The following is a 25,697-nucleotide window of genomic DNA, read 5'->3' as shown; positions in this document are numbered from 1 at the left end:
AGGCACGCCACACCCGAAAACTGGATAAACGCCCCGCAAGGGGGCCTCATAATAACAGAGCCGGGAAAGTTCCCGGCTCTGGATTCTACTGATTTTCCTGTGTCACATCACAGGGCCCGGATTAACGGAGTCTCAGGGCAGCATGCTCACCAGCACAGGCGCTGCGTCCGGCTGGAAGTCCACCGACATCATCACGCTGAGGCAGGTGATGGTGACGATCGAGAACATGAACAACTTGCGGGCCCAGAGGGAGTCATCCACCGCGGCCTTGTAGCCAGACAGCGCCATCCCCAACCACCAGACGCTCACCGCCGTGGCGACGATCAGGTACTTGTAACCGGCGTAACCGCCGAGGAACAGCATCAGGGTCGGCACCATGAAGGCCAGGATGTAGAGGGTGATGTGGTGTTTGGCCACGGAGATCCCCTTCACCACCGGCAACACAGGGATGTTGGCGGCCTGGTAATCCTTGAAGCGGAAGATGGCAATCGCATAGGAGTGCGGCATCTGCCACAGGCTGAAAATCGCCAGCAGGATAAGCGCACCCGAGTCGAACTGACCGCTTACCGCGCAGTAGCCGATGACGGGTGGTGCGGCGCCGGAGAGGCTACCCACCAGGGTGCCATAGACCGAATGGCGCTTCATGTAGAGGCTGTAGACCCCCACATAGACCAGGAAGCCCAGCACTGCTAGCAAGGCGGCCAACGGATTGGCCGCGAAGTAGAGCAGTGCAATGCCCGCAACGCCGAGGGCGCTCGCGTACCAGAGCGAAACGCCCGGCGCGATCAGCCCCTTCACCAGGGCGCGGTTCTTGGTCCGCTCCATGATGCAGTCGATGTCCCGGTCGATGTAGTTGTTGAACACACAGCCGGAGGCGACCACCAGTGACACCCCGACCATGGTCAGGATGAACAGAGGGACGTCTAGGCTCCCCTTGGACGCCAGCAAGAAACCCCCGATAACCGAGATGAGGTTACCGAAGATGATGCCCGGCTTGGTCACTTGCAGGTATTGCTTCATCATCACATCAACCCGCTTAGTGAACCATCATGTTGATGTTGAGGTTGTACATGATCCACAGGGAGCCCACCACGACTATGGCGATGATGAGCACGGTGAAGACCAGCGCCACCAGGTTCCAGCGCTCCTCGGAGGAGGTGTTCATGTGCAGGAAGTAAGCCAGGTGCACGAATATCTGGATCACCGCCATGCCGACCACGGTGCCGAGCACCACGGCGTGGGAGGCGGAGCCGTCCATCACCATCCAGAACGGGACTGCGGTCAGGATGAGTGACAGCACGAACCCTGTCATGTAGGACTTGACGCTGCCGTGGCTGGCGCCGTGATTGTCAACAGAATGACTCATTTACATGACCCCCATCAGATAGACCACGGTGAAGACGCAGATCCATACCACGTCCAGGAAGTGCCAGAACAGGCTCAGGCACATCAGGCGAGTACGGTTGCGCTCGGTCAGCCCCTTCTTGGTGATCAGCACCATCATCACGATGATCCAGATAAGGCCACTGGTCACGTGGATACCGTGGGTACCGACCAGGGTGAAGAAGGCAGACAGGAAGCCGCTGCGATCCGGGCCCGCATCATTGACGATCAGATGATGGAACTCGTAGATCTCCATGGCGATGAAGCCTGCGCCGAGCAGGAAGGTCACCAGCAGCCAGGTGTTGACGGCGGCGACCTTGTTCTTGTTCATGGCCAGCATGCCAAAACCGAAGGTGATGGAGCTCAGCAGCAGCAGCATGGTTTCGGCGAACACGAACGGCAGTTCGAAGATGTCCTTGCCGGCGGGACCGCCGGCGGTGCCGTTGACCAGGACTGCATAGGTTGCGAACAGGGTCGCAAACAAGATGCAGTCACTCATCAGGTAGATCCAGAAACCGAATACCTTGGTGGCACCGGCATCATGGTGCCCATGATCCTCATGGGCGCCGTGAGTGTGATGGAGTACGTCAGTTGCCATAGCGTCAGGCTACCTTGTTGATATTGTCGAAATGCTGACCTTCGATGCGCTCGATCTCGTCAACCTGTACGTAGTAGTCCACATCGTCGTTGAAGCTGTGGATGATCCAGGTGCCGATCATGCCGACGAAACCGGCGATGGCCATCCACCAGATGTGCCAGATCATGGCAAAGCCGAACACCACGCTGAAGGCCGCGATGATGACACCGGCGCCCGAGTTCTTGGGCATATGGATGGGGGCATACTGGGCCGGCTGACGATAGGCGCTACCGTCCTGCTTGGCTTCCCAGAAGGCATCCAGACCCTTGACCTTCGGCTCGATGGCGAAGTTGTAGAACGGCGGCGGCGAGGAAGTCGCCCACTCCAGGGTACGGCCACCCCAGGGATCGCCGGTCAGATCGCGGTTCTTCTCGCGGTCACGGATACTGACCACGACCTGGATCAGCTGGCACAAGACGCCGATGGCAATCAGGCCGGCGCCGCAGGCGGCCACCACCAGCCAACCGTGGAACTCGGGGTCTATGTTCTGGCTGACACGACGGGTCATGCCCATGAAGCCCAGCACGTAGAGCGGCATGAAGGCCACGAAGAAGCCGGTGATCCAGAACCAGAAGGCACGCTTGCCCCAGACGTCATCGAGCTTGAAGCCAAACGCCTTCGGGAACCAGTAGGTGATACCGGCGAAGCAACCGAACACCACGCCGCCGATGATGACGTTGTGGAAGTGAGCGATCAGGAACAGGCTGTTGTGCAGCACGAAGTTGGCAGCCGGCACGGACAGCAGCACGCCAGTCATCCCACCCACGGTGAAGGTGATGATGAAGCCGACGGTCCACAGCATGGGGGAGCTGAACTCGATGCGACCACGGTACATGGTGAACAGCCAGTTGAAGATCTTCACCCCGGTCGGGATGGAGATGATCATGGTGGTGATGCCGAAGAAGGCATTCACGTTGGCGCCAGAGCCCATGGTAAAGAAGTGGTGCAGCCAGACCACGAAAGAGAGCACGGTAATGGCCACCGTCGCCCACACCAGGGAGGTGTAGCCAAACAGCTTCTTCTTACAGAAGGTCGCCACCACTTCGGAGAAGATCCCGAACACCGGCAGCACCAGGATATACACCTCGGGGTGACCCCAGGCCCAGATCAGGTTGATGTACATCATCATGTTGCCACCCATGTCATTAGTAAAGAAATGGGTACCCAGGTAGCGGTCTGCGGTCAGCAGGGCGATGGTGACGGTCAGGATCGGGAAGGAGGCGATGATCAGGATGTTGGCGCACAGGGCGGTCCAGGTGAACACCGGCAGACGCATCATGGTCATGCCAGGGGCACGCATCTTGATGATGGTGGCAAAGAAGTTGACACCGGTCAGCAGGGTCCCGAGACCCGAGATCTGTAGACTCCAGATCCAGTAATCGACCCCGACCCCAGGACTGAACTCCAGTCCCGACAAGGGCGGATAGGCCAACCAGCCGGTCTGGGCGAATTCACCGACCCCGAGGGAGACGTTGATCAGCACCACGGCCGCGGCGGTAAACCAGAAGCTCAGGTTGTTCAGGAAGGGGAAGGCAACGTCACGGGCACCGATCTGCAGCGGCACGACTATGTTCATCAAGCCGATCACCAGTGGCATGGCCACGAAGAAGATCATGATGACGCCGTGGGCGGTGAAGATCTGGTCGTAGTGGTGCGGTGGCAATATGCCCTCGCCACCGGCCGACGCCATGACCTGCTGGGTACGCATCATGACCGCATCGGCGAAGCCGCGCAGCAGCATGACCATGCCCAGGATGAGATACATGATACCGAGGCGCTTGTGGTCCACCGAGGTGAGCCACTCTTTCCACAGATATTGCCACTTGCCGTAGTAGCTGATGAGACCGGCGATCGCCAGCCCACCTAAAATGATACCGGCTATCGTGACCATGATAATGGGTTCATGGTACGGAACAGCCTCGAGTGTCAATTTTCCAAACATCGATTATTCCTCGGATCCTGCTTTCACACTCTTGTCATCCATCGGCATGGCCATGTGACCGGCATGACCTTCATGCCCGGCTGCTGCCATGTCGTCGTGATCCATCTCGGCCATGTCCATCTCGGCGCCCTGCTTGGCGTCGTCGTGTTTCATGCCCTTGTGATCGCTGGGTTTCATGTCACCCATGAACTTGTTGATCACATTGACGAACAGCTTGGGATCGGCGCTCGCGAAGTACTCCACCGGGTGGTTTTCGCTCTTCTTGGCCAGCGCATTGAACTCATCCATGGTGCCGAGCATCTTGGGAGATGCTTTCACCTTGGCAACCCAGGCATCGAACCCGGCTTGATCCGTGGTGGCGATGGCCTTGAACTTCATGCCCGAGAATCCGGCGCCGCTGTAGCCGCCCGAGATCCCCTTGTACTGGCCTGCCTCGTTGGCAATCAGGTGCAGCTTGGTCTGCATCCCCGCCATGGCGTAGATCTGACCGCCCAGCTGGGGAATGAAGAAGGAGTTCATCACGCTGTCCGAGGTCACCCGGAAGTTGACCGGGGTATTGACCGGGAAGGCCAGCTCGTTGACCGAGGCAATGCCCAGTTCCGGATAGACAAACAACCATTTCCAGTCGAGGGAGATGACGTCAACCTGGATCGGTTTGACATCCGATTCCAGCGGCTTGTAAGGATCCAGCGAGTGGGAAGTTTTCCAGGTAATCACCGCCAGGATGGCGATAATGATGACGGGTACGGTCCAGACGACCGCTTCAATCTTGTTGGAGTGGGCCCAGTCCGGCGCATAGGTGGCGCTGGTGTTGGACGCTCGGTATTTGTAAGCGAACGCCACCGCCATGACAATCACGGGCACCACCACGATCAGCATCAAGCCGAGTGCGGTCAATATCAGTGACTTCTGCTCCAGACCAACCTGCCCTTTGGGGCTCATCAGAGCCATGTCGCAGCCACTCAGCAAGCCAGCAGTCGCGATCAACAGCAAAGCGCCCAAGCCCCTCTTCACATCAAAAGGTCTCATGCAATGTCCTCATCTTCCCAAGGCTTATTGGTATAATTAAAAAATGCAGCATTTTATTGCATCAGACTGGCATGTGAACAACATGAAAAATTAATCCCTAAATTGTTTTCAAGCTGATACAAACACGAGATTGATGTTAATTGCTTGACAGTGACCAATTAACTAGGATCACACCCATGCAATTCATCTCCCGTTAATTTTCTGCCCCACCAAAATCGTTCACTAAATAATCAAAACAGGTATTCCTCTCTCTTTCCGCAGTGAGTAACAAGATAATAAGGCCTCATACCGCTCCCCTCATCCATGATTTTCTGTTACCAATTCTTTGATCTGGCGCCATGAAACTATCACAAAAATAAAAATTAATTAATCAAACGAATGTATGATTAACTTCTTGCATTCGAGAAACCCCCTCTTTTCCTTCCCGGATCCCCCTTTTCGGCCCCTGGTACGAAAAAAAACGGATCTCCTCCAGAGATCCGTTATCAGCATTTTATGTTGTCATCTTCCTGCAACACGGAGGTGTTAACTGGTGTATCCCGGTATCAAGGGTGGGAATGTTCCATACGGGTAGCGACGGCGATCCGGTTCCAGGCATTGATGGTGACTATCTGCATCAGGCACTGGGCCAGCAGGGTTTCACCGAGTTGCACCAGCCCCTGCTGATAACTTTCCTCGCTCAAGCCATGGTCTGCGATCAGGGTCACCTCGTCGGTCAGGGCCAGCACGGCCCGCTCCCGCTCGTCGAACAGGGGGGATTCCCGCCAGGCGGCCAGTGCCAATAGACGTTGCGGGCTCTCCTGTTGCTGCATCGCCACCTCGGCGTGCAACTCGATGCAGTAGGCGCATCCGTTGATCATGGAGGCCCGCAGCTTGATAAGCTCCTTGAGGCTTGGGGGAATGTCGGTGCCGCCGAGATAGGACTCCAGCCCCCGCATGGCCTGGATGGCGGCGGGGATCTGGCTGGCGAACTGGATACGGTGAGACATGGCAAGACTCCTTCGATGAGCGCCCCCATGGGCGATAGAGACATTGTTCACTCTCGCCACGATGAATAGAATGGGGTCATAATCGGCAACAGTTTTGCATTTTACGCAAAGGACGAATCATGCTGGATCGCATCCGTATCCTGGCCCAGGTGGTGGAGTCCGGCAGCTTCTCCCGCGCCGCCCGCGCCCTCAACCTGGCCCCCTCCTCGGTGACCCGCACCATAGACGCCCTGGAGCAGCAGCTCGGGGTGCCGCTGTTCAAGCGCAGCACTCGCCAGCTGGTGCTGACCGAGCAGGGGGAGTATTTCCTCGCCCGCTCCCTTCCCCTGCTGGAGGAGGCGGATCAGCTGGTACAGTCCCTCCAGCCACTGTCCGGGGCGCCCCGTGGCGGATTGCGGGTCTCGGTATTCGAGAGCTTCGGCGCAGCCTGGCTGGCCCCCAGGCTGCCCACTTTTCTCGCCCGCTACCCCGAGGTGCGCCTCGAGATAGAGCTCGATAACCGGCTGGTGGATCTCGACGCCGAGAACGTGGACGTGGCCGTGCGCATCGGTCGCCCGACCGACAGCAGCCTGCATGCCCGCCGCCTGCTGGCGAACCGCACCCTGCTGGTCGCCTCCCCCGACTATCTGGCAGCGCATGGGGAGCCTGCCCATCCCGATGAGCTCATAAGCCACAACTGCCTCATCCGCGGCCAGGGTCGCCAGCGCCAGCACTGGTATTTCGAGCGTGAAGGGGAGAAGCGACGCGTCGCTGTGCAGGGCAACCTCGCCTCCATCGGGGGCACGCCGCTGCTGTGCGCCGCCAAGGCAGGCTCTGGCCTCTTGTTACTGTCGAGCTGGATGGTACAGCAGGGGCTGGACGATGGCTCCCTGCTCCCCGTGCTGCCGGAATGGCAGGCCTCCCCTTATGAGGATCGCCACGACGAGATCTATGCGGTGTTTCGCGGCGGCCGCTTCTTGAAGCCCCAGACCCGCGCCTTTATCGACTTCCTGATCGAGGTGATGAAGCCCTTGCAGGGACCGCGCTAACGGCGTCTTGAGCACAGTAGCCCAAGTAGATAGAAAGCAAACGCCGGGCAGGGAGCCCGGCGTTTTATATCCTGCCTCGTCAGTGAGACTTGCGCCCATCCGGGCCGGGAGCGGCGCCGCGATAGTCCCCGTAGGGGAAGATGTTGCGCAGCCGCTGGGCCACGGGCTCCGGGATGGAGCGGGAGAAGACCAGTTTCACCCCGTTGCCGTCGCGCTGACCCAGGATGCGGCCGCGCACCGGATCCTGCTGCAGGATCTGCTTGGCCTGGGCCAGGAAACGCGCCGAGACGCTGCCCCGCTTCACCAGCACCTTGCCCGGAGCAAGCCGGATCTCGAACAGGGCGCCACGCCCCAGCTTCATCAGCCACCAGATCAGGGCTATCGCCACCACCAGAGACAACCAGGCCATCCATGCTTCTCCTTCATGCCATTGTTGGCCTCAGTATAGGCCCAGCCGACGACCGATTATCGGGGCAGCATCACGCTTTGCCCATCGGCGCCCCCGTCTCAGTGCCCCTTGCCCCAGGCCACCAGGGTCTCGCGATAGAGCGCAAGCAGCGCCTGATCCCGCACCTCCACCCCGACCCGCTGGGCAGGGTAGTCGGCCCACTCGTCGTGGGGATGGGACTTGCCATCGAATTTTTGCAGGGTATGACCGATGGCGGGGCCGCTGTGGATGACCCGCACCGGCCCTTCCCGCAGGGTGAACAGGTCGGGGTCTATCACATAGGCGATGGCGGACGGGTCGTGCACATGACAACCATCCAGGCCGATCCTCTCCGAGTAGAAGCGCAGGTAGAAGCGGCTCACATCCCACAGGAAGCGACCTGGCTCCCCGGCGTCGTCCCGCAGCGCATCCAGATAGGCGCTGCTGAAGAAGCTCTGCTGGGTCACGTCCAGCCCTATGATCACCACGGGCCAATCGGCGGTGAACACCCGATCCGCCGCCTCGGGATCGTCGTGAATGTTGGCCTCCGCATAGGGGGTCACGTTACCGCGATGACCGTTGACGCCAAAGGCCCCACCCATCACCACCACCTCTTTCACCAGTTGGGTGATCTCGGGGGCCGCCTCCAGCGCCAGCGCCAGGTTGGTGAGCGGACCTATGGTCACCAGGGTGATCTCACCTGGGGCGGCCTTGAGCGCCTCGACGATATATTGCCAGGCCGGACGGGGATCCGCGCTGATGCTCACCTCCCCGGCCTGCACATCCCCGAAACCGGTCGGGCCGTGCACCACTGTGGTGGGCCCCACGGGTTCACGCAGCAGCGGCGCTGCGGCGCCCTGGGCCACGTCCGCCTTCATGCCGTATTTCTGCTTGAGCCAGAGCGCGTTATGGGTGCCGTTCTCTATGGTGGCGTTGCCAAATACCGTGGTGATGGCGAGCAGGTCGATGGCGGGGTGCGCCTCGGCAAACAGAATTGCCATGGCATCGTCGATGCCGGGATCCGTATCCAGAATGATCTTGTGGGTCATGGTGCCTCCATACAGGGAAGCCGCCAGTGTAGCGAGCCGTGGCCACTTTAACAGCGTCCCCATCACAGCCTTGGGGTTTGGTCGGTGGCAAATCCCTCGACTGGCGCCATTTTGAGCGTTTCAGGGCAGGGAATATGGCGAGCAACGCCCCCGGCAGCAGATAGCGCTAAAAAGTGCCGAGATAATAGTCAATCGAGCGCGCTCAGCTGGCCACCGCCTTGTGGGCAAGCGCCCCGGATGGTATCACTTGGCCCAGCATTCACTCTTTTCCCCTTGCCGAGGCGCCATCGTGATCACCCTGATTAAAGAAGCAGACCAGTTGAAGATGCCCTGGAAGAACAAGCAGGGCACCACGGCCCAGATCCTCATCTCCCCCAAGGGGACGAGCTTGGACAAGCTCGATTTTGACTATCGACTGAGCTCGGCGCCCATCAAGGGGGCAGGCCCCTTCTCCAAATTCCCCGGTTATCAGCGCATCCTGCTGCCCATCAGCGGCGCCGGCTTCGTGCTCAACGGCCACCCCTATGCCACCCATGAGGCGGCCCATTTTAGCGGCGACGACGAGACCCACTGCGAGCTGTTGAAAAAAGAGGTAACGGATCTGGGGCTCATCTATGACCCCGAGCGTCTCAGTGCCAACGTGCGGGTGCTCAATCTGCCCTTCCCCTTGAGCCTGACCCTGGAGGCGGACAAGACCTACCTCTGCCATCTGCTGAGCGGCCAGCTGGAGGTTGAGGGCAAGACAGTGGCGGTCAACGAGACCCTGGTCATCACGGGGGAGGAAAGCATCCGCTTCGAGTGTCAGAAGAAGACGGCCATCGCCTTCTTTACCCTGCAACCACTCGGCTAAACAGCTTGCAGGATCAGCGCTTGGGGGCCCGGCCCCCGCTATCGAGGCAGGCCTGCATGCTGTCGTAGGGTTCGTAGTACTTGGTGCGGCTGTAGTAAGTGCCGCCCTTGGGGTGGCAGATGCCGTTGCGACTCTTCTTGACCGGGGGCTCAGCCGCCAGCGCGATGGCGCACACCAGCATGAGGCAACAACCGAGCACCCATTTGACTGCTTTCATTCTCTCTAACCATTCCATTCGGTATGAGAACATGACCCGTTTGTGACCTATGCTACCCCAACCCGGCTGCGGGCACCCTTGGCCAGATCACGAAACCGGCGAGCTGTTCGCCTTTGACGCAGCACGGCAGACAAGAAAAAAGCCGGGACCTCCCGGCTTTTTATCGGCATGTCGACACTCAAAGCGGCTTAGACGACCTTGAAGGCACCCTTCATCATGGCGAAATGGCCGGGGAAGGAGCAGAAGAAGGTCAGGTCTTTACCGGCCAGCCCCTCGGTCTTGAAGGTGACGCTGGTGCTCTCGCCACCGCCCACTAGCTTGGTGTGCGCCAGGATGCGGGCGTCGTCCTTGGGCAGGTAATCGTGGTCGGCACCGGCACTCATGCCAGCGGTGGCCACCGCCTGATAATCTGCTGTGTTCGCCAGCACCCAGTTATGGCCCATGGCGGTCACCGGCATCTTGCCCGAGTGGTGCAAGGTGATGGTCACCTCCTTGCAGGTGGCCGGTACGCTCATCTCCTTGAGGTTGTATTGCATGGCATCATTGCCGTCGATGGCCAATGCGCACTCGTCAGCCATAGCCGGGGCAGACATGCCCAGTGCAGTCAGAGAGCCCAGAAACAGCAGGGTAATCGCCTTTTTCATCATCTTCTCCTTTGATTGGCAATGGATGGCAACATGCTTGCCTGCAACTCGCCTTGGCGATGGGCAAAGATGCTGTCGGAATCGATCTTCATTGTACTCAACTGTTGCCAAACGACTATGGCTTTTGCTCAAAGCTGCGGACCAGGTCACTCGCTTGTCCCTGTGCCCCTTCAACTTTGGAACAAGATCTCCCTGGTCAACAGCCAGAATCGCTTAATTATTTCCGCCCCCGTGCGAGCATGGGGCTCGTCAGCCCGGGCCCGGTTGGCTAAGCTTGCCCCCCTGCCGATCTTGTCTTACGAGAACACTGATGAAATGCCCTCTCCTCGTTCGCACCCTGCTGCGTCCCTCCCACGGCTTGTTGTTGACCCTGATCCTGCTGCTCGGCGCCTGCCAACCAGCCCCGCCAGTCCAGACCCGTATTCAGGGCAATACCATGGGCACCTTCTTCGTGGTGACGGTGAACGACACCTTCCCGGGGGGCAAGGAGGCGCTGCAACGGGACGTCGGCGCCCTGCTGGCGCGCATGAACAAGGAGATCTCCACCTATGATCCCGATGCCATCATCTCCCGCTTCAATCAGGGGCCGGCCAACACCCCCATGATCATCCCGGCCGCCATGGCCAAGATAGTGCAGCAAGGCATCGACGCGGGGCACCTCACCAAGGGCCGGCTGGACGTGACCGTGGGCCCCCTGGTCAATCTGTGGGGCTTTGGCCCGGACAAGCGCCCGGTCAAACGACCGACGGCCGAGCAGATAATCCTGGCGCGGGCTAAGGTCGGCATCGACAAGTTGAGCCTCACCAAGGCGGGAGACCACTTCCTGCTCGCCAAATCCATCCCGGATCTCTACCTCGATCTCTCCACCCTGGGGGAAGGGGCGGCGTCCGATGAGATAGCCGCCTTGCTGGAGAGCAAGGGGGTCAACAACTACCTCATCGAGGTGGCGGGCGCGGTGCGCAGCAAGGGCCACAACAGTCAGGGCAACTCCTGGCGAGTGGCCATCGTCGAGCCATCCGACAGACCCGGTGCCATCGAGGATGTGGTCATCCCGAATGGTATGGCGCTCAGCACAGCCGGCAGCTATCGCAACTACTACGAGCTGGACGGCCAGCGCTACTCCCACATCATAGATCCCGCCACCGGCACACCTGTGACCCACAAGCTGGTCTCCGCCAGCGTGCTCACCCCGACCGCGCTCGAGGCCGATGCCCTGGATACCGCCCTCATGGTGATGGGACCTAAGCAGGCGATGGCGTTTGCCAAACAGCACAAACTGGCGGTCTACCTCATCGTCAAGACTGAGCAGGGGTTCGAGGCCAGATTCACCCCACAATTCGCCCCCTATCTGCAGCAAAAGCACGCCTAAATGAGCCAGCCCTTGCCGGGTCACCCTGCCCGGCATCGGGGCGCCAGGCACGACGCGAGGCACCAAGCCAGGTGATGCGTCGCCGATTTGCGTGGGAAAACAGGGCGCAATGTCGCCATCGGATTGCCTGTCTGCGGACTTTGGTGGCACACTTCATTCACCCGCCCGCAGCGCCCTGACCCAAGACAGATGCAGACACCGGACTCCGAGCCAGAGAAGAAGCCCCAACCCAAGCCCAGGCGCATCCTGCTGGTCAATGAACAGCGCTCCTTTCAGATGATGATGAAGGCGATGCTGATCAACATCGGCATCAACCGCATCACCTATGTCAACTCCGCCGAAGAGGCGCGGCGCCGCTGCCAGAAAGAGTCCTTCGACATCTATCTGCTCGATTACGATCTGGGTTCGGGCGAGAACGGTCGTCAGTTGCTCGAAAGTCTGCGGGATCAGAAGCTGATTCCCCCCCAGAGCGTGGTCATCATGGTCAGCAGCGACAGCTCGCGCGCCATGGTGCTGAGCGCCATCGAGGCCGAGCCCGACGAATACCTGATGAAGCCCTTCTCCCAGGAGCAGTTCTCGTTTCGCCTCAAACGTGCCCTCGCCCGTCGCCAGGCGCTGGAGAGCGTCTTCATCGCCCTCACCCAGAACGATCTGCCTGCCCTCATCACGGCCTGCGCCACCCAGGCCGATACGGTACCCCGCTTTGCCAACTTCTGCCGCTGTCTGCAGGCCGATACCCAGCTCAAACTCGGCCAGGCCAAGGAGGCGCGCAGCCTGATGCGCCAGCTGCTGGCCGGACAGGAGAACAGCTGGGCCCGGCTCACCCTGGGCAAGGCCTGTCATAACCTAGGACTGCACGAGGAAGCGGTGAGCCACCTGCAGGCCATGTTGAAGAATGCCCCCCTGATGGTGGAGGCCTACCTCTGGCTGGCGGAATCCCAGCTGGCCCTCGGCAAGGATGAACTCGCCCAGCAAGAGCTCAGGCGGGCGGTGGACATATCCCCCCAGTCGGTGCAACTCTCCCGCCGTCTGGCGGAGGTGTGCCTGCTGCGCCACGACTACGGTCAGGCCAAGGATGTGCTGCTCGCCCTCATCGACCTGTCGCGCAACTCCATCCACCGCACGCCGCACTATCTCGGGGCCTATATCCAGACCCTCACCCTCTATGCCCTCAACAGCAACGACGGCTATCACATCGCCAACCTGCAAAAGCAGGTGAACTCGGCCCTGTCGCGCATTCGCGACTCCCTGATGATGGCGGAGTTCAACTACCCGGTATTCGAGCAGATCTGCCAGGCCAGGGTGCAGATCGCCCTCGGCGAGCTGCTCAGGGGCAAGAAGATGCTCTATCGCGCCAACCAGAACTGGCTGGATCAACCCCAGACCATGCCTCCCGCCCTGCTGGGAGAGACCATTCTGGCGCTCTATCAACTCGGCGAGTTCGAGTATGCCGAGAGCCTGCAAGCCTTGCTGGCGGAGGATGAAGACAGGCTGCTGACCACCTGCATCCAGGTCACCCGGGACGACAAGACGGTGCAGGAGCGTCGTCAGCGCTACCAGCAGCTCAACGATCTGGGCATCAAGGCCTATCAGAGCGGGGAGCTGGAGCAGGCCCTCGGCCACTTTAGGGAGGCGCTGCGCCGGGCACCGGCCAATACGGGGGCGGCCCTCAACAAGATCCAGGTGCTGCTGCAACTGATGCAGAAGAACCGCAAGAGCCCGGAATTTGGCGCCGAGTGCAAGGAGACCCTCGAGGTGCTGGAGGGCATCCCCTTGAATCCCGCCCAGCAGGATCGCTTCCGCAAGCTGCGCCAGGAATTTAACCAGTTCAACTAGCCAACTGAGCCCGCGCCTCACCTATGCTGATACCAATCCAGCGAGGGAGGCGACAGCATGGCGATGTGCCGATACCTGGTGGCGGATGGCCGTCACTGCACCGAAGAGGCCGGGGAGCACGATCTGTGCCGCTGGCACGATCCCCATGCCTCCCATCAATCCCCCGATACCGCCCAGGCGCTGGAAAACTTCGTGCGCCAAGGCGGCCTCTGCCACGGCCTGCAACTCGCCCGCGCCGAACTCGCCGACCTCAACCTGGTCAACAAGCAAGGCCCCCAGGGATTCTTGCTGGAGCAGTGCAATCTCTACCGCGCAAACCTGCGCGGCGCCCACCTCTATGGCATCCGGGTCAAGGGGGGGAGCCTGATGAAGGCGGATTTCAGCGAGGCGAACCTGCACTGCGCCGAGCTGCACGACGTGAACCTGCTCGGCATCCGCTGGAAGAACACTCGTCTGGACAACCTGGATACCGGCAAGCGGCTGATGCAGGACAGGAAGGGGCGAAAGGAACGGGATCCGGCGCAGGCACGCGTCTGGTTCAAGGAGGCGGAGGAGACCTACCGGGATCTGCGCAAGGCCTCGGAGGCCCAGGGGATCTTCACCATGTCCGGCCTCTACATCCAGCAGGAGCTCACCATGCGCCGCCTGCAGATGCCGTTTTGCTCCTACCAGCGCTTCGCCTCCTGGATTGTGGATCTGTTCTGCGGCTACGGGGAGGCCCCCATGCGGGTGGTGCTCTTCTCCCTCTTGCTGATCCTCATCTGCAGCGTCTTCTACTTCTTCTTTGGCCTGAGCTTCAACGGCAACCACCTCATCTACCGGCCGGAGGCGAGTCTGGAGCAGAACGCCATCTTCCTGCTCGAATGCCTCTACTACAGCGTGGTGACCTTCACCACCCTGGGTTATGGGGACTTCACCCCCATAGGTTTGTCGCGGATCTTCGCCGCCTTCGAGGCCTTCACCGGCAGCTTCACCTTGGCGCTGTTTGTGGTGGTGTTTGTCAAGAAGATGACCCGCTAAGGACCAGTCCAGGATCTTGCTGCGAGGCCATGAACAGGTTGTCGATAGCCCGAGTCCGGCTCGGGAGCGGCACCAACCCCTCCCTGAACTTGCATCCGGGGCGGATCCCGAGTTCAATAGCGACTAATAAAAACGACATGAGCATCCCGACATGAAGATCATCTCTTTTAATATCAATGGCCTGCGCGCCCGTCTTCATCAGTTGCAAGCCATCATCGACAAGCACCAGCCGGATGTGATCGGCCTGCAGGAGATCAAGGTCCACGACGAGGCCTTCCCGCTGGCCGATGTGGAAGCCATGGGCTATCACGTGGAGTTTCATGGCCAGAAGGCCCACTACGGGGTGGCCATCATGAGCAAGCAGAAGCCGCTCAAGGTGCAAAAAGGCTTCCCCACCGATGAGGAAGACGCCCAGCGCCGCATGATCATGGCCGACTTCCAGCGGGAAGATGGCTCCATCATCACAGTGATGAACGGCTACTTCCCCCAAGGGGAGAGCCAGGATCACGAGACCAAGTTCCCGGCCAAGAAGAAGTTCTACGAGGACCTGCAGCACTACCTCGAGACTCACCACAGCCCGGACGATCAGATAGCGCTGATCGGGGATATGAACATCTCCCCCACGGATCTGGACATCGGCATCGGCGAGGCGAACCGCAAGCGCTGGTTGCGGGATGGCAAGTGCTCCTTCCTGCCCGTCGAGCGGGAATGGATGGAGCGCCTGAAAGGCTTCGGCCTGACCGACACCTTCCGCGCCGCCAACCCCACAGAATGCGAGCGTTTCTCCTGGTTTGACTACCGCTCCAAGGGTTTTGACGAGAACCGGGGCCTGCGCATCGACCTCATCATGGCCTCCAATGCCCTCAAGGACAAGGTGACCGAGACCGGCATCGACTACGAACTGCGCGGCATCGAGAAGCCGTCCGATCACGCTCCCATCTGGACCTGCTTTGCCTGAGTAACCTGTCAGGCAGCTGAGCCTGCTCGCCTGATAAAGTAAGAATGGGGACCGCCGGGTCCCCATTCTCATTTAGCCTCCCCTATGCATCCTCCAACCTCTTTCCTCATTGCACGCCCCCACCATATCTGCACTTTCCTTGCCCCATTGGAGCCAGCATCTGAGGGTGCCAACAGCTCCAGTTCAACTTTGCCATTTTATTATTAAAAACAGCATCTATAACAAAAGGTTAAATTTCAGGTATGTCATTAACAAGGTTGGCAGGCGAACAGGGCACGAAACGGCAGATTGATCATGCCGGCAGACCACAAAAGGGGCTGAAGGCCACCATGAAAGAGGGGTTATTAGCACGCTCTGGCATCACCCTGGCACTGCTTGGCGCACTGGCTGGCTGCGGCGATCAGGCGGCGAGCGGCCCCCAAGCTCTGCCCCCGGTGCCCGTGGTGGTGGCCGAGGTCAAACTGACCGATGTGCCCCTCACCACAGAGATGGTCGGTGAGACCGCAGGTTTTCGCGAAATTGACGTACGCTCCCGGGTGAGCGGCATCTTGCTGCAACGCACCTATATCGAAGGCCAGCCGGTCACCGCCGGCCAGGCCCTGTTCCTCATCGATCCCGAACCCTACAAGGTGGCGCTGGAGCAGGCCAAGGGCACCCTAGCCCAGGAGCTGGCACGCCTGAACAAGGCGCGGGCCGATCGCGAGCGCATCATACCGCTCTACAAGCGTCAGGTGGTGAGCCGGCAGGACTATGACACCACCATCGCCAACTACGAGGCGGCCGTGGCCAGCCACCAGGCCGCCCAGGCCAAGGTGAAGGAGGCCGAGCTCAACCTCAGCTACACCCAGGTCACCGCCCCCATCAGCGGCATGGCGAGCAAGAGCTCCCAATCCGAGGGCAGCCTCATCGCCACCAGCGGTGACAGCGGCTTGCTCACCACCATCACCCAGTTCGATCCCCTCTACGTGAACTTCTCCTACTCGGAGCAGGATCGCCTGAGCTTCGATCACATGGTCAAAAGCGGCAAGTTGCAGGCCTTCGATACCGACAACTGGCGCACCCATATCCGCCTCGCGGATGGCTCCCTCTACCCCCAGGCGGGCAAGCTGAACTTCTCCGACAGCCGGGTCGATCCCCAGACCGGCACCATCCGTGCCCGCGCCATCTTCGACAACAAGGAAGGCAAGCTGCTGCCCGGCCAGTTCGTGCGCATGACAATCGATCTCGGCCTGCGCAAGGATGCCATCCTGGTGCCGCCCAGAGCCATAGTCCAGTCTCAGGCCGACCGCATGGTGATGGTGGTGGACAAGGACAACAAGGTGGTGCCGCGGCCGGTCAAGCTCGGCCAGAGCGTGGAGAGCGGCGTGCTGATCGACAGCGGCCTGGCCCCAGGTGATCGCTACATAGTCGAAGGCCTGATGAAGGCCCGCCCCGGCACCCTGGTCAAACCGGTCTCGGCCGCCGAGATGAAGGCAATTCAGGCCAAGCTGGCCCAGCCAGCCGCTGGCAAGTAAGGAGCGCCCATGTTTTCCAAGTTCTTCATCGAGCGTCCCATCTTCGCCAGCGTGATCTCCATCATCATAGTGCTGGCGGGGCTCGCGGCCATGCGCTCGCTCCCCATAGAGCAGTACCCGCAGATAACGCCGCCCGTGGTGTCTGTGACCACCTTCTATCCGGGTGCCACCCCGGAAGTCATCTCCCAGACGGTCGCCGCCCCCCTCGAGCAGCAGATCAACGGCGTCGAGAACATGCTCTACATGCAGTCCGGCTCCGCCTCCAACGGGCAGATGAACCTCAACATCTACTTCGAGATAGGGACGGATCCGGATCAGGCCACCATCAACGTCAACAACCGGGTCAGCGCAGCCATGGCCCAGCTGCCGGAAGAGGTGAAAAAACAGGGGGTCACGGTCAAGAAGAAGTCCACCTCCATACTGCAGGTGGTGACTTTGCAATCCCCCGGCGGCACCTTCGACACCACCTATCTGTCGAACTATGCCCTGCTCAACATCATCGATGAGCTCAAGCGCATCCCAGGCGTCGGCGATACCACCCTGTTTGGCGGCACCGACTACGCCATGCGCATCTGGCTGCGGCCGGACCGGCTGGCCCAGTTGAAGCTCACCCCGAGCGATGTGATCAATGCCATCCGCGAGCAGAACACCCAGTTCGCGGCGGGCAAGATAGGCGCCCAACCCACCACGGCCCCCATCGACTTCACCTACACGGTGCAGACCAAGGGGCGGCTAGAAGATGTGAACGAGTTCCAGAACATCATCATCCGCTCCATGCCGGATGGTGCCAAGATCCGGGTCAAGGACGTGGCCAGGGTCGAGATCGGCGGTAAGGATTACGATCTGCTGGCCAAGGCCAACGGCAAGCCCACCATAGGCATAGCCACCTACCTGCAACCGGGTGCCAACGCAGTGGCGGTCGCGGATCAGGTGCACGCCACCATGGCGCGCCTCAAGGAGCGCTTCCCCCAGGACATCGAGTACCAGATCCCCTACGACACCACAGAGTTCGTGAAGATCTCCATCGAGGAGGTGGTGCACACCCTGTTCGAGGCGATCGTGCTGGTGTTCGTGGTGGTCTACCTGTTCCTGCAGAACCTGCGGGCCACCCTGATCCCCTGCATCGCCGTGCCGGTGTCCCTCATCGGCACCTTCGCCGGCATGCTGATGCTGGGCTTCTCCATCAACCTGCTGACCCTGTTTGGCATGGTGCTCGCCATCGGTATCGTGGTGGATGACGCCATCGTCGTGCTCGAAAACGTCGAGCGGATCATGCAGGAGAAGAAGTGCTCGCCCAAAGAGGCCGCCATCCTCGCCATGCAGGAGGTCTCCGGCCCCGTGGTCGCCATCGTGCTGGTGCTGTGCGCCGTCTTCCTGCCGGTCGCCTTCATGGGCGGCATGACCGGGGTCATGTACAAGCAGTTCGCCATCACGATCGCAGTCTCGGTGGCCATCTCGGGTCTGGTGGCCCTCACCCTGTCGCCGGCCCTGTGCGCCGTCTTGCTCAAAGAAGGTCATCACCAACCGGCACGTTTCTTCGTCTGGTTCAACCATGCCTTCGACGGCCTGACCCGTCGCTACGTGCGCGGGGTCGCCTTCCTCAACCGCCGGGTCGGGGTCGCCTTCACCCTGATAGCGCTCATCCTGGTCGCCATCTATGGCCTCTTCACCCGGGTGCCGGGGGAGCTGGTGCCGAATGAAGATCAGGGCTACCTGCTCTCCGCCGTCATGCTGCCGGATGCGGCCTCCCTCACCCGCACCCAGGCGGTGGCGAACGACTTCGATCAGATGGTGATGGCCAACCCCAACGTGAAGGACGTCATCACCTTCTCGGGCTTCGACATCCTCTCCAACGCCGTCATCAGCAACAGCGGCATCAGCTTCATCACCCTCAAGGACTGGAGCGAGCGTCAGAGTGAGGGGCAGGACTCCTTCTCTCTGGCCAAGACCTTCCAGGGACTGAGCCTGATGGGGCTGGCGGATGGCTTCGTCGCCTCCTTCAACCCGCCCCCCATCACCGGCATGTCCACCACCGGCGGGCTCGAGGCCTACCTGCAAAACCGCGGTAACGGCGATACCCAGGCCTTCTCCGCCGAGGTGCAGCGCTTCCTCGAGGCGGCCAAGCAGCGCCCGGAGTTTGCCAGCGTCACCAGCACCTACCGCGCCAATGTGCCCCAGGTCTACCTGGATCTGGACCGCGAGAAGGCCAAGGCGCTGGGGCTGCCCATCAATGCGGTGTTTGACACCATGCAGGCCACCTTCGGCCAGGTCTATGTCAACGACTTCAACCAGTTCGGCCGCACCTACCGGGTTCAGCTGCAGTCGGAGGCGGACTACCGCGCCAAGAAGAGCGACATCAGCAACGTCTATGTGCGCTCCAACGCCGGCGAGATGATCCCGCTCAGCAGCCTGGTGACGGTGCGCGACAGCACGGGCCCCGAGCTGGTCGAGCGCTTCAACATCTTCCAGGCGGCCAAGATCATGGCCCAGCCGGCGCCGGGTTACAGCTCGGGCCAGGCCATCGCCGCCCTGGAGGCAGTGGCGGGCGAGACCCTTGGCAACGACGCCAAGCTGGAGTGGACCGGCTCCGCCTATCAGGAGAAGGCGGCCGCCGGCAGCGCAGGCACTGCGTTCGGCTTTGGCATCGTCATGATCTTCCTCATACTGGCGGCCCAGTACGAGCGCTGGACCCTGCCCTTTGCGGTGATCACCGCCGTGCCCTTCGCCCTGTTCGGCGCCCTGCTCGCCACCTGGCTGGTGGGGCTCACCAACAACGTCTACTTCCAGATAGGCCTGGTGACGCTCGTCGGGCTGGCGGCCAAGAACGCCATCCTGATCGTGGAGTTCGCGGTGATGAAGCACGAGGAGGGGCTGAGCCTCATCGAGTCGGCGCTGGAGGCGGCGCGGCTGCGTTTTCGCCCCATCATCATGACCTCGCTCGCCTTCATCCTCGGCTGTGTGCCGCTGGTGACCTCGAGCGGCGCCGGCGCCGCCAGCCGTCACGCCCTCGGCTGGCCCGTAATAGGGGGCATGCTGGCGGCCACCTTTATCGCCATCTTCTTCATCCCGCTCTTCTTCCGCCTCATCATGAAGCGATCGGAGCGAGCCGGCGCCCAAGCGCCCAAGGAGAAACACTGAGACTGACAAGCCCCCGCCCATGCGGGGGCTTGCTTCTCTGCCCCTGCCCGGCGGCCCGCGCCCCTCTCCCTGTCGGCCCCAAGTCCCTGTCTGTCCTCACATATTGCGCGGCCCGCAGTTGCCAAATCTTGACCTTCTCCTTTCGGTAAGGTTTACATTCGCCACATCCGTCATTGGGGAAACTGCCCATGTTGTCATCCAGATTGCCCACAGAGCTCATCGCCCGGCTGTTGCTGGCGCTGGTGCTCATCTGCAATCTGACCCTGTGCATCAGCTGGCACAGCGCCGCAGTCGACGAAGGCACCGCCTCCCCGGATGCCATGATGCTCATGAGCGGCAACGCCGAACCCTCCCCGGCCATGCAGAGCCTGGCCTGCCACGACGGCCAGGCCAGCGCCCAGAGCCAGGATGACTGCCAGATGCACGGCGGCCTCACCGGCGGTATCCCCTTGCTGGCGGTCCTGCTCACCCTGTTTGCCCTGCCCCTGCTGCTGATGCCCCGACTGGGTATAGATCTGCTGGATCAGTGGCTGCGTGACCCCTTGCTGCGCCTGCGCGGCGCCCATCCCCCCTCCTGGCCCAGACGGCATCTGATGCTCTCTGTGCTGCGCCATTAGACACATCTTCTTCCGCTAGCCAGCGCGATGGTTTTTCCATTGCCGTAAGCGATATACAACAGACGATCCTGTTGCTGTAGTCACGTTTATCGCCCACTCCTGCTAGTGGCCAAGCCTGTTCTGTGTGATGTCGGCGCCTAACGCACGCCCGGAATCGTACCGACAGCTTGCCCGTTCGCCACCTTGCAGCAGCCCGGCGGCCTGATACAAGAGAAGATGTACCATGTCATCAGCCAAGATTTTTGCGTCCCCGTGCGCCCCCTCCTCCCGCACTGTCTGCCTGCAGACTCGCGCAGGAGGCCTGTTATGAACAAGCCCCTGATCCTCTCCGCCCTGCTGCTCGCCCTCGGGGCTGGCGGCGGTTATCTGGCCGCCAGACACCTGCCCGGCGAGGGTGCCAGCGTCCAGAAGCAGCCCCTCTACTGGGTCAACCCCATGGATCCTCGCGACCGTCGTGACGGCCCCGCCAAGGACAACATGGGGATGGACTTCATCCCCGTCTATGAAGAAAAACAGGGGGGATCGCCCGGTACCGTCACCATCAGCCCCCAGATCCAGCAGAACCTGGGGGTGCGGCTCGCCAAAGTCGAGCGACTGCCCGTCCACCAGCAGATCGAGACTGTGGGTTACGTGGGCTATGACGAGGATCGGCTGGAGGCCATCAACGCCCGCATGGCGGGCTGGATCCGCACCCTCGCCATCAAGAGCGAGGGGCAGAAGGTGGCCAAGGGCAGCCTCATCTATGAGCTCTACGCGCCGGATCTGGTCAATGCCCAGCACGAGTATCTGCTGGCCCTCAATACCAGCAACCCACTGCTGCTGCGCGCCGCCGAAGGTAAGTTGAAATCCCTGCAGGTGCCGGCGGATCAGATAGCTGCCCTCAAGCGCACCCGTCAGGTGAGCGAGACCATCCGTATCTATGCCCCGAGCAGCGGTTATGTGTCCGAGCTCAAAGTACGCGAGGGCCAGTACGTGGAGCCCGCCGCCGCCCTGTTCAACATCAGTACCCTGCAGCAGGTGTGGGTGAGCGCCGAGGTGTTCGAGCGCCAGGCTTCCCAGCTGAAAATCGGGGATCCCGTCACCATGACACTGGACTACGCCCCCGGCCGCCAGTGGCAGGGCCGGGTGGATTACCTCTATCCCACCCTGGATGCGGTGACCCGCACCCTCAAGGTGCGGCTGCGTTTCAATAACCCGGACGAGTTCCTCAAACCCAACATGTTCGCCAAAGTGAGTATCCGAAGCGGCAGCGGCGCCCCCCAGACTCTGGTGCCGAGCGAAGCTGTGATCCGCACCGGCAGCCAGGACCGGCTGGTGCTGGCCCTGGGGGACGGCGGCTTCAAGTCGGTGGCGGTGACGCTCGGCGCCCAGTTTGGTGACAAGGTCGCCATCCAGAGCGGGGTCGAGCCCGGCGACGAGATAGTCAGCTCGGCGCAATTTTTGCTCGACTCCGAGTCCAGCATCGACTCGGACTTCCAGCGCATGACGGCGGTACGGCCCCAGCAGGTGTGGACCCAGGGGGAGATCCAGACATTGGATATAGGAAGCCGGACGTTAAGCGTCAGCCACCAGCCGATCCCCGAATGGCAGTGGCCCGCCATGGAAATGGACTTCACCGTCGCGGGCGGCGTCGACATCAGCCAGTTGAAACAGGGTCAGGCCCTGCACCTGCAGGTCGAGCAAGAAGGGGATGAGTACAGGATCGTCAATATCCATATCGAGGATGCCCCGGCCAGCAAGGCCATGCCTGTCACAGATGACATGAAGGGCATGGATCACAGCCAGCACGAGATGGGGGATAAATCATGATCCCTGCCATCCTTTGCCGCTTTACTGGCCAGCCCTCCCAGCCGCCCGCGAGCCCTGAGCGAGGTGCCACATCATGATCCCGTCGATTATTCGCTGGTCCGTCGGCAACCGCTTCCTGGTGCTGCTGCTCACGCTGATGTTAACTGTCTGGGGGCTCTGGTCGGTCAAGCAGACCCCGGTGGACGCCTTGCCGGATCTCTCCGACGTGCAGGTGATCATCAAGACTTCCTACCCGGGCCAAGCGCCCCAGGTAGTGGAGGATCAGGTCACCTACCCCCTCACCACCGCCATGCTGGCGGTGCCGGGGGCCACCACGGTGCGCGGCTACTCCTTCTTCGGCGACTCCTTCGTCTATGTGCTGTTCGACGACAGCACGGATCTCTACTGGGCCCGCGCCCGGGTGCTGGAGTATCTGAGTCAGGTGGCCCCTAGCCTGCCCGCCTCCGCCCGCCCCCAGCTCGGCCCGGATGCCACCGGGGTGGGCTGGGTCTACCAGTACGCCCTGGTGGACAGAACCGGTAAGCACGATCTCAGCGAACTCACCTCGCTGCAGAACTGGTTTTTGAAATACGAGCTGCAGACAGTAAACGGGGTCTCCGAGGTCGCCACCGTCGGCGGCATGGTACGCCAGTATCAGGTACGGGTCGACCCGGACAAGCTGCGCGCCTACGGCATCCCGCTTTCGCTGATCCAGACCGCCATCGAGCAGGGCAACCAAGAGACTGGCGCCTCCGTCATCGAGATGGCGGAAGCGGAATATATGGTTCGCTCGAATGGTTATCTGAAGAGCGTGGAAGACCTCAAGCAGATACCCCTCGGCACCAATGTGCGGGGTGCGCCCCTGCTGCTTGGGGATGTGGCGGAGGTGGTCACCGGTCCCCAGAGCCGGCGTGGCATCGCCGAGCTCAATGGTGAGGGGGAAGTGGTGGGTGGCATCATCGTCATGCGCTACGGCGAGAATGCCCAGCACACCATAGACGGGGTCAAGGCACGGCTCGCCGAGCTCAAATCCAGCCTGCCGGACGGGGTGGAGGTGGTTACCGTGTACGACCGCTCGGATCTCATCGCGCGCGCCATCGACAACCTCTCCGGCAAGCTCATCGAGGAGTTCGCCGTGGTGGTGCTGGTCTGCTTGGCCTTCCTGTTCCACCTGAGATCCTCTCTGGTGGTGGTGATCTCCCTGCCCATCGCCATCTTGGTCGCCTTCATCGTCATGCACCTGCAGGGGATCAACGCCAACATCATGTCCCTTGGCGGCATCGCCATCGCCATCGGTGCCATGGTGGATGGCGCCATCGTGATGATAGAGAACGTCCACAAGCATATGGAGCGCACAGAGCTTAACGAGAAGAACCGCTGGCAGGTGATCGTCGAGGCGAGCATAGAGGTGGGGCCCGCCATCTTCTTCTCCCTGCTCATCATCACCATGAGCTTCCTGCCGGTGTTCGCACTGGAGGCCCAGGAGGGACGCATGTTCCATCCGCTGGCCTACACCAAGACCTACGCCATGGCGGCAGCGGCCGGGCTCTCCATCACACTCGTGCCCGTCATCATGGGCTACTTCATCCGTGGCAGGGTCTTGCCCGAGCAGGCCAACCCCCTCAATCGGGGCCTGAGCAACGGCTATATTCCGCTGCTCAACACCGTGCTGGCGCGCCCCAAGAGCACGCTCATCGCGGCCCTGGTGGTGACGGTCGTGGGCTTCTGGCCGTTGCACTATCTCGGCTCAGAGTTCATACCGCCGTTCGATGAGGGGGACATCATGTACATGCCCACCACGGCGGCGAACATCTCGGTGGGCAAGGCGCGGGAGATACTGCAGCAGACCGACAAGCTCATTCGTACCGTGCCCGAGGTGCAGAACGTGTTTGGCAAGGCGGGCCGCGCCGACTCCGCCACCGATCCCGCAGACCTAGTGATGATGGAGACCAGCATACAGCTCAAACCGCGAGATCAGTGGCGCCCCGGCATGACACCGGAGAAGCTCAAAGAAGAGCTCGACGCCCTCATCCGCTTCCCCGGTCTCACCAACGCCTGGGTGCCCCCCATCAAGACCCGCATCGACATGCTGGCCACCGGCATCAAGACCCCGGTGGGCATCAAGATAGCGGGGCCGGATCTCAAGGTCATTCAGGGGATAGGCCAGCAGCTGGAGCAGATAGTCGGCAAAGTGCAGGGGGCATCGTCCGTCTACGCCGAGCGGGTGGCGGGCGGTCGCTACGTCAAGGTGGATATAGACCGACTGAAGGCGGCTCGCTACGGCCTCAACATCGCCGAGGTGCAGGCAGTGCTCGCCACCGCGGTGGGCGGCATGGACGTGGGCCAGACCATAGAGGGGCGCGAGCGCTATCCCATCAACCTGCGCTACCCCCAGAGCTACCGCGACTCGGTGGCAAGCCTGGAGCTCTTGCCCCTGGTCACCCCCAAAGGCGAGCGCATCGCATTGGCCGATGTAGCCCGGGTCTACATCAGCGACGAGGCTCCCATGCTCAGGAGCGAGAACGCTCGCCTCAACGGCTGGGTCTACGTGGATATCCGGGACAGAGACATAGGCTCCTTCGTGGCCGAGGCCAAAGCCGAGGTGGAAAAACAGCTGGTGCTGCCGGCGGGTTATGCCCTCACCTGGTCCGGGCAGTACGAGTACATGGAGCGGGCCAAGGCGCGTCTGGCCTACGTGGTGCCCCTGACGCTCGCCATCATAGTGCTGCTGCTCTATCTGGCGTTTCGCCGCCTCCAGGAGGTGCTGCTGATCCTCACCACCCTGCCGCTGGCGGTAGTGGGTGGGATCTGGACCGTCTGGCTGCTGGACTTCAACCTGTCAGTCGCCGTCGGTGTCGGCTTTATCGCCCTGGCCGGGGTGGCGGTGGAGACCGGCGTCCTGATGCTGGTCTACCTCAACCACGCCTGGGACGATCTGGTCGCCCGCGGCAAACCCACGCTGCAAGGCCTGCATGACGCCGTCATCCAGGGCGCCGCCCTGCGCCTGCGCCCCAAGATGATGACGGTAGTGACCATCATCGCCGGCCTCCTGCCCATCATGTGGAGCCACGGCACCGGCTCGGAGGTGATGCAGCGCATCGCCGCCCCCATGATCGGCGGCATGGTGACGGCTTTAGGTCTGACCCTGCTGGTGCTGCCGGCGGCCTTCTATCTGTGGCGCAAGCGCAGCCTGCCAGCCCACGAACAATCTGAATGACCGAATGCACAACCCACCATGAATCAGACATATAAGGAAAACACC

The 25,697-nt window shown here is 61.4% G+C and carries 21 protein-coding genes; 11 read left to right on the top strand and 10 right to left on the bottom strand.

The genetic code is table 11. The annotated features are described in order from the left end of the window. Positions 1-132: 132 nt before the first annotated feature. The 6 genes from cyoE to CUC44_RS09305 all read right to left on the bottom strand — a co-directional run bounded on the left by cyoE (position 133) and on the right by CUC44_RS09305 (position 5,980). Positions 133-1,026: a heme o synthase gene (cyoE, locus tag CUC44_RS09330; RefSeq protein ID WP_100859693.1), complete on the bottom strand. Its 894-nt coding sequence runs from the start codon at positions 1,024-1,026 to the stop codon at positions 133-135. 10 nt (positions 1,027-1,036) lie between these two features. Then, positions 1,037-1,366 (bottom strand): cytochrome o ubiquinol oxidase subunit IV, encoded by a 330-nt coding sequence (locus CUC44_RS09325; protein WP_100859692.1) that lies wholly within the window; start codon positions 1,364-1,366, stop codon positions 1,037-1,039. Then, positions 1,367-1,981 (bottom strand): cytochrome o ubiquinol oxidase subunit III, encoded by a 615-nt coding sequence (locus tag CUC44_RS09320; RefSeq protein WP_100859691.1) that lies wholly within the window; start codon positions 1,979-1,981, stop codon positions 1,367-1,369. Positions 1,982-1,985: 4 nt separating this feature from the next. Next, positions 1,986-3,962, bottom strand: coding sequence for a cytochrome o ubiquinol oxidase subunit I (cyoB, locus tag CUC44_RS09315; RefSeq protein WP_100859690.1), 1,977 nt, complete (start codon positions 3,960-3,962; stop codon positions 1,986-1,988). 3 nt (positions 3,963-3,965) lie between these two features. Next, entirely contained in the window at positions 3,966-4,991 is a 1,026-nt protein-coding gene (cyoA, locus tag CUC44_RS09310) for a cytochrome o ubiquinol oxidase subunit II (RefSeq protein WP_100859689.1), read from the bottom strand. 545 nt (positions 4,992-5,536) lie between these two features. Further along, positions 5,537-5,980 (bottom strand): carboxymuconolactone decarboxylase family protein, encoded by a 444-nt coding sequence (locus tag CUC44_RS09305; RefSeq protein ID WP_100859688.1) that lies wholly within the window; start codon positions 5,978-5,980, stop codon positions 5,537-5,539. A 119-nt stretch (positions 5,981-6,099) separates the two neighbouring features. Between CUC44_RS09305 and CUC44_RS09300 the strand changes: the two genes are divergently transcribed. Then, a complete protein-coding gene (locus CUC44_RS09300) occupies positions 6,100-7,008 on the top strand; it encodes a LysR family transcriptional regulator (protein WP_100859687.1) in 909 nt (302 codons plus the stop codon). A 79-nt stretch (positions 7,009-7,087) separates the two neighbouring features. Here the strand turns inward: CUC44_RS09300 and CUC44_RS09295 are convergent, their stop codons facing one another. Together CUC44_RS09295 and CUC44_RS09290 are read right to left on the bottom strand one after the other, a co-directional pair. Then, positions 7,088-7,417, bottom strand: a complete 330-nt coding sequence (locus CUC44_RS09295; protein WP_167388847.1) for a DUF3634 family protein — start codon at positions 7,415-7,417, stop codon at positions 7,088-7,090. Positions 7,418-7,515: 98 nt separating this feature from the next. After that, a complete protein-coding gene (locus CUC44_RS09290) occupies positions 7,516-8,484 on the bottom strand; it encodes a nucleoside hydrolase (protein WP_100859686.1) in 969 nt (322 codons plus the stop codon). A 289-nt stretch (positions 8,485-8,773) separates the two neighbouring features. Here CUC44_RS09290 and CUC44_RS09285 point away from each other — a divergent pair, with 289 nt between their 5' ends. Continuing rightward, a complete protein-coding gene (locus CUC44_RS09285; protein ID WP_100859685.1) occupies positions 8,774-9,334 on the top strand; it encodes a HutD family protein in 561 nt (186 codons plus the stop codon). 13 nt (positions 9,335-9,347) lie between these two features. Here the strand turns inward: CUC44_RS09285 and CUC44_RS09280 are convergent, their stop codons facing one another. Together CUC44_RS09280 and azu are read right to left on the bottom strand one after the other, a co-directional pair. Then, a complete protein-coding gene (locus CUC44_RS09280; RefSeq protein WP_100859684.1) occupies positions 9,348-9,551 on the bottom strand; it encodes a hypothetical protein in 204 nt (67 codons plus the stop codon). 188 nt (positions 9,552-9,739) lie between these two features. Then, the gene (gene azu, locus CUC44_RS09275; protein WP_100859683.1) at positions 9,740-10,195 is read right to left on the bottom strand and encodes an azurin; all 456 of its coding nucleotides are present in this window, start codon (positions 10,193-10,195) and stop codon (positions 9,740-9,742) included. A gap of 310 nt (positions 10,196-10,505) precedes the next feature. Here azu and CUC44_RS09270 point away from each other — a divergent pair, with 310 nt between their 5' ends. The 9 genes from CUC44_RS09270 to CUC44_RS09230 all read left to right on the top strand — a co-directional run bounded on the left by CUC44_RS09270 (position 10,506) and on the right by CUC44_RS09230 (position 25,652). Next, complete coding sequence (locus tag CUC44_RS09270) at positions 10,506-11,564, top strand: FAD:protein FMN transferase (protein WP_100859682.1); 1,059 nt, start codon at positions 10,506-10,508, stop codon at positions 11,562-11,564. 189 nt (positions 11,565-11,753) lie between these two features. Then, positions 11,754-13,400 (top strand): tetratricopeptide repeat-containing response regulator, encoded by a 1,647-nt coding sequence (locus CUC44_RS09265; protein ID WP_100859681.1) that lies wholly within the window; start codon positions 11,754-11,756, stop codon positions 13,398-13,400. Positions 13,401-13,457: 57 nt separating this feature from the next. Continuing rightward, the gene (locus CUC44_RS09260; protein ID WP_100859680.1) at positions 13,458-14,420 is read left to right on the top strand and encodes an ion channel; all 963 of its coding nucleotides are present in this window, start codon (positions 13,458-13,460) and stop codon (positions 14,418-14,420) included. A gap of 151 nt (positions 14,421-14,571) precedes the next feature. After that, entirely contained in the window at positions 14,572-15,378 is an 807-nt protein-coding gene (xthA, locus tag CUC44_RS09255) for an exodeoxyribonuclease III (protein ID WP_100859679.1), read from the top strand. 329 nt (positions 15,379-15,707) lie between these two features. Further along, complete coding sequence (locus CUC44_RS09250; RefSeq protein ID WP_100859678.1) at positions 15,708-16,892, top strand: efflux RND transporter periplasmic adaptor subunit; 1,185 nt, start codon at positions 15,708-15,710, stop codon at positions 16,890-16,892. Between the two features lie 9 nt (positions 16,893-16,901). After that, positions 16,902-20,030 carry an efflux RND transporter permease subunit gene (locus tag CUC44_RS09245; RefSeq protein ID WP_100859677.1) on the top strand — a complete coding sequence of 1,043 codons (3,129 nt, stop codon included), beginning with the start codon at positions 16,902-16,904 and terminating at the stop codon, positions 20,028-20,030. Between the two features lie 188 nt (positions 20,031-20,218). Continuing rightward, on the top strand, positions 20,219-20,647 hold the full coding sequence (locus CUC44_RS09240; RefSeq protein WP_100859676.1) for a hypothetical protein: 429 nt from the start codon (positions 20,219-20,221) through the stop codon (positions 20,645-20,647). A gap of 306 nt (positions 20,648-20,953) precedes the next feature. Next, on the top strand, positions 20,954-22,456 hold the full coding sequence (locus CUC44_RS09235) for an efflux RND transporter periplasmic adaptor subunit (protein ID WP_100859675.1): 1,503 nt from the start codon (positions 20,954-20,956) through the stop codon (positions 22,454-22,456). Positions 22,457-22,529: 73 nt separating this feature from the next. Further along, the gene (locus CUC44_RS09230; protein WP_100859674.1) at positions 22,530-25,652 is read left to right on the top strand and encodes an efflux RND transporter permease subunit; all 3,123 of its coding nucleotides are present in this window, start codon (positions 22,530-22,532) and stop codon (positions 25,650-25,652) included. The last annotated feature ends 45 nt before the right edge of the window (positions 25,653-25,697 follow it).

The organism is Aeromonas lusitana, from assembly GCF_002812985.1.
GTDB lineage: Bacteria > Pseudomonadota > Gammaproteobacteria > Enterobacterales > Aeromonadaceae > Aeromonas > Aeromonas lusitana.
This window is presented reverse-complemented; position numbering and strand designations above follow the sequence as displayed.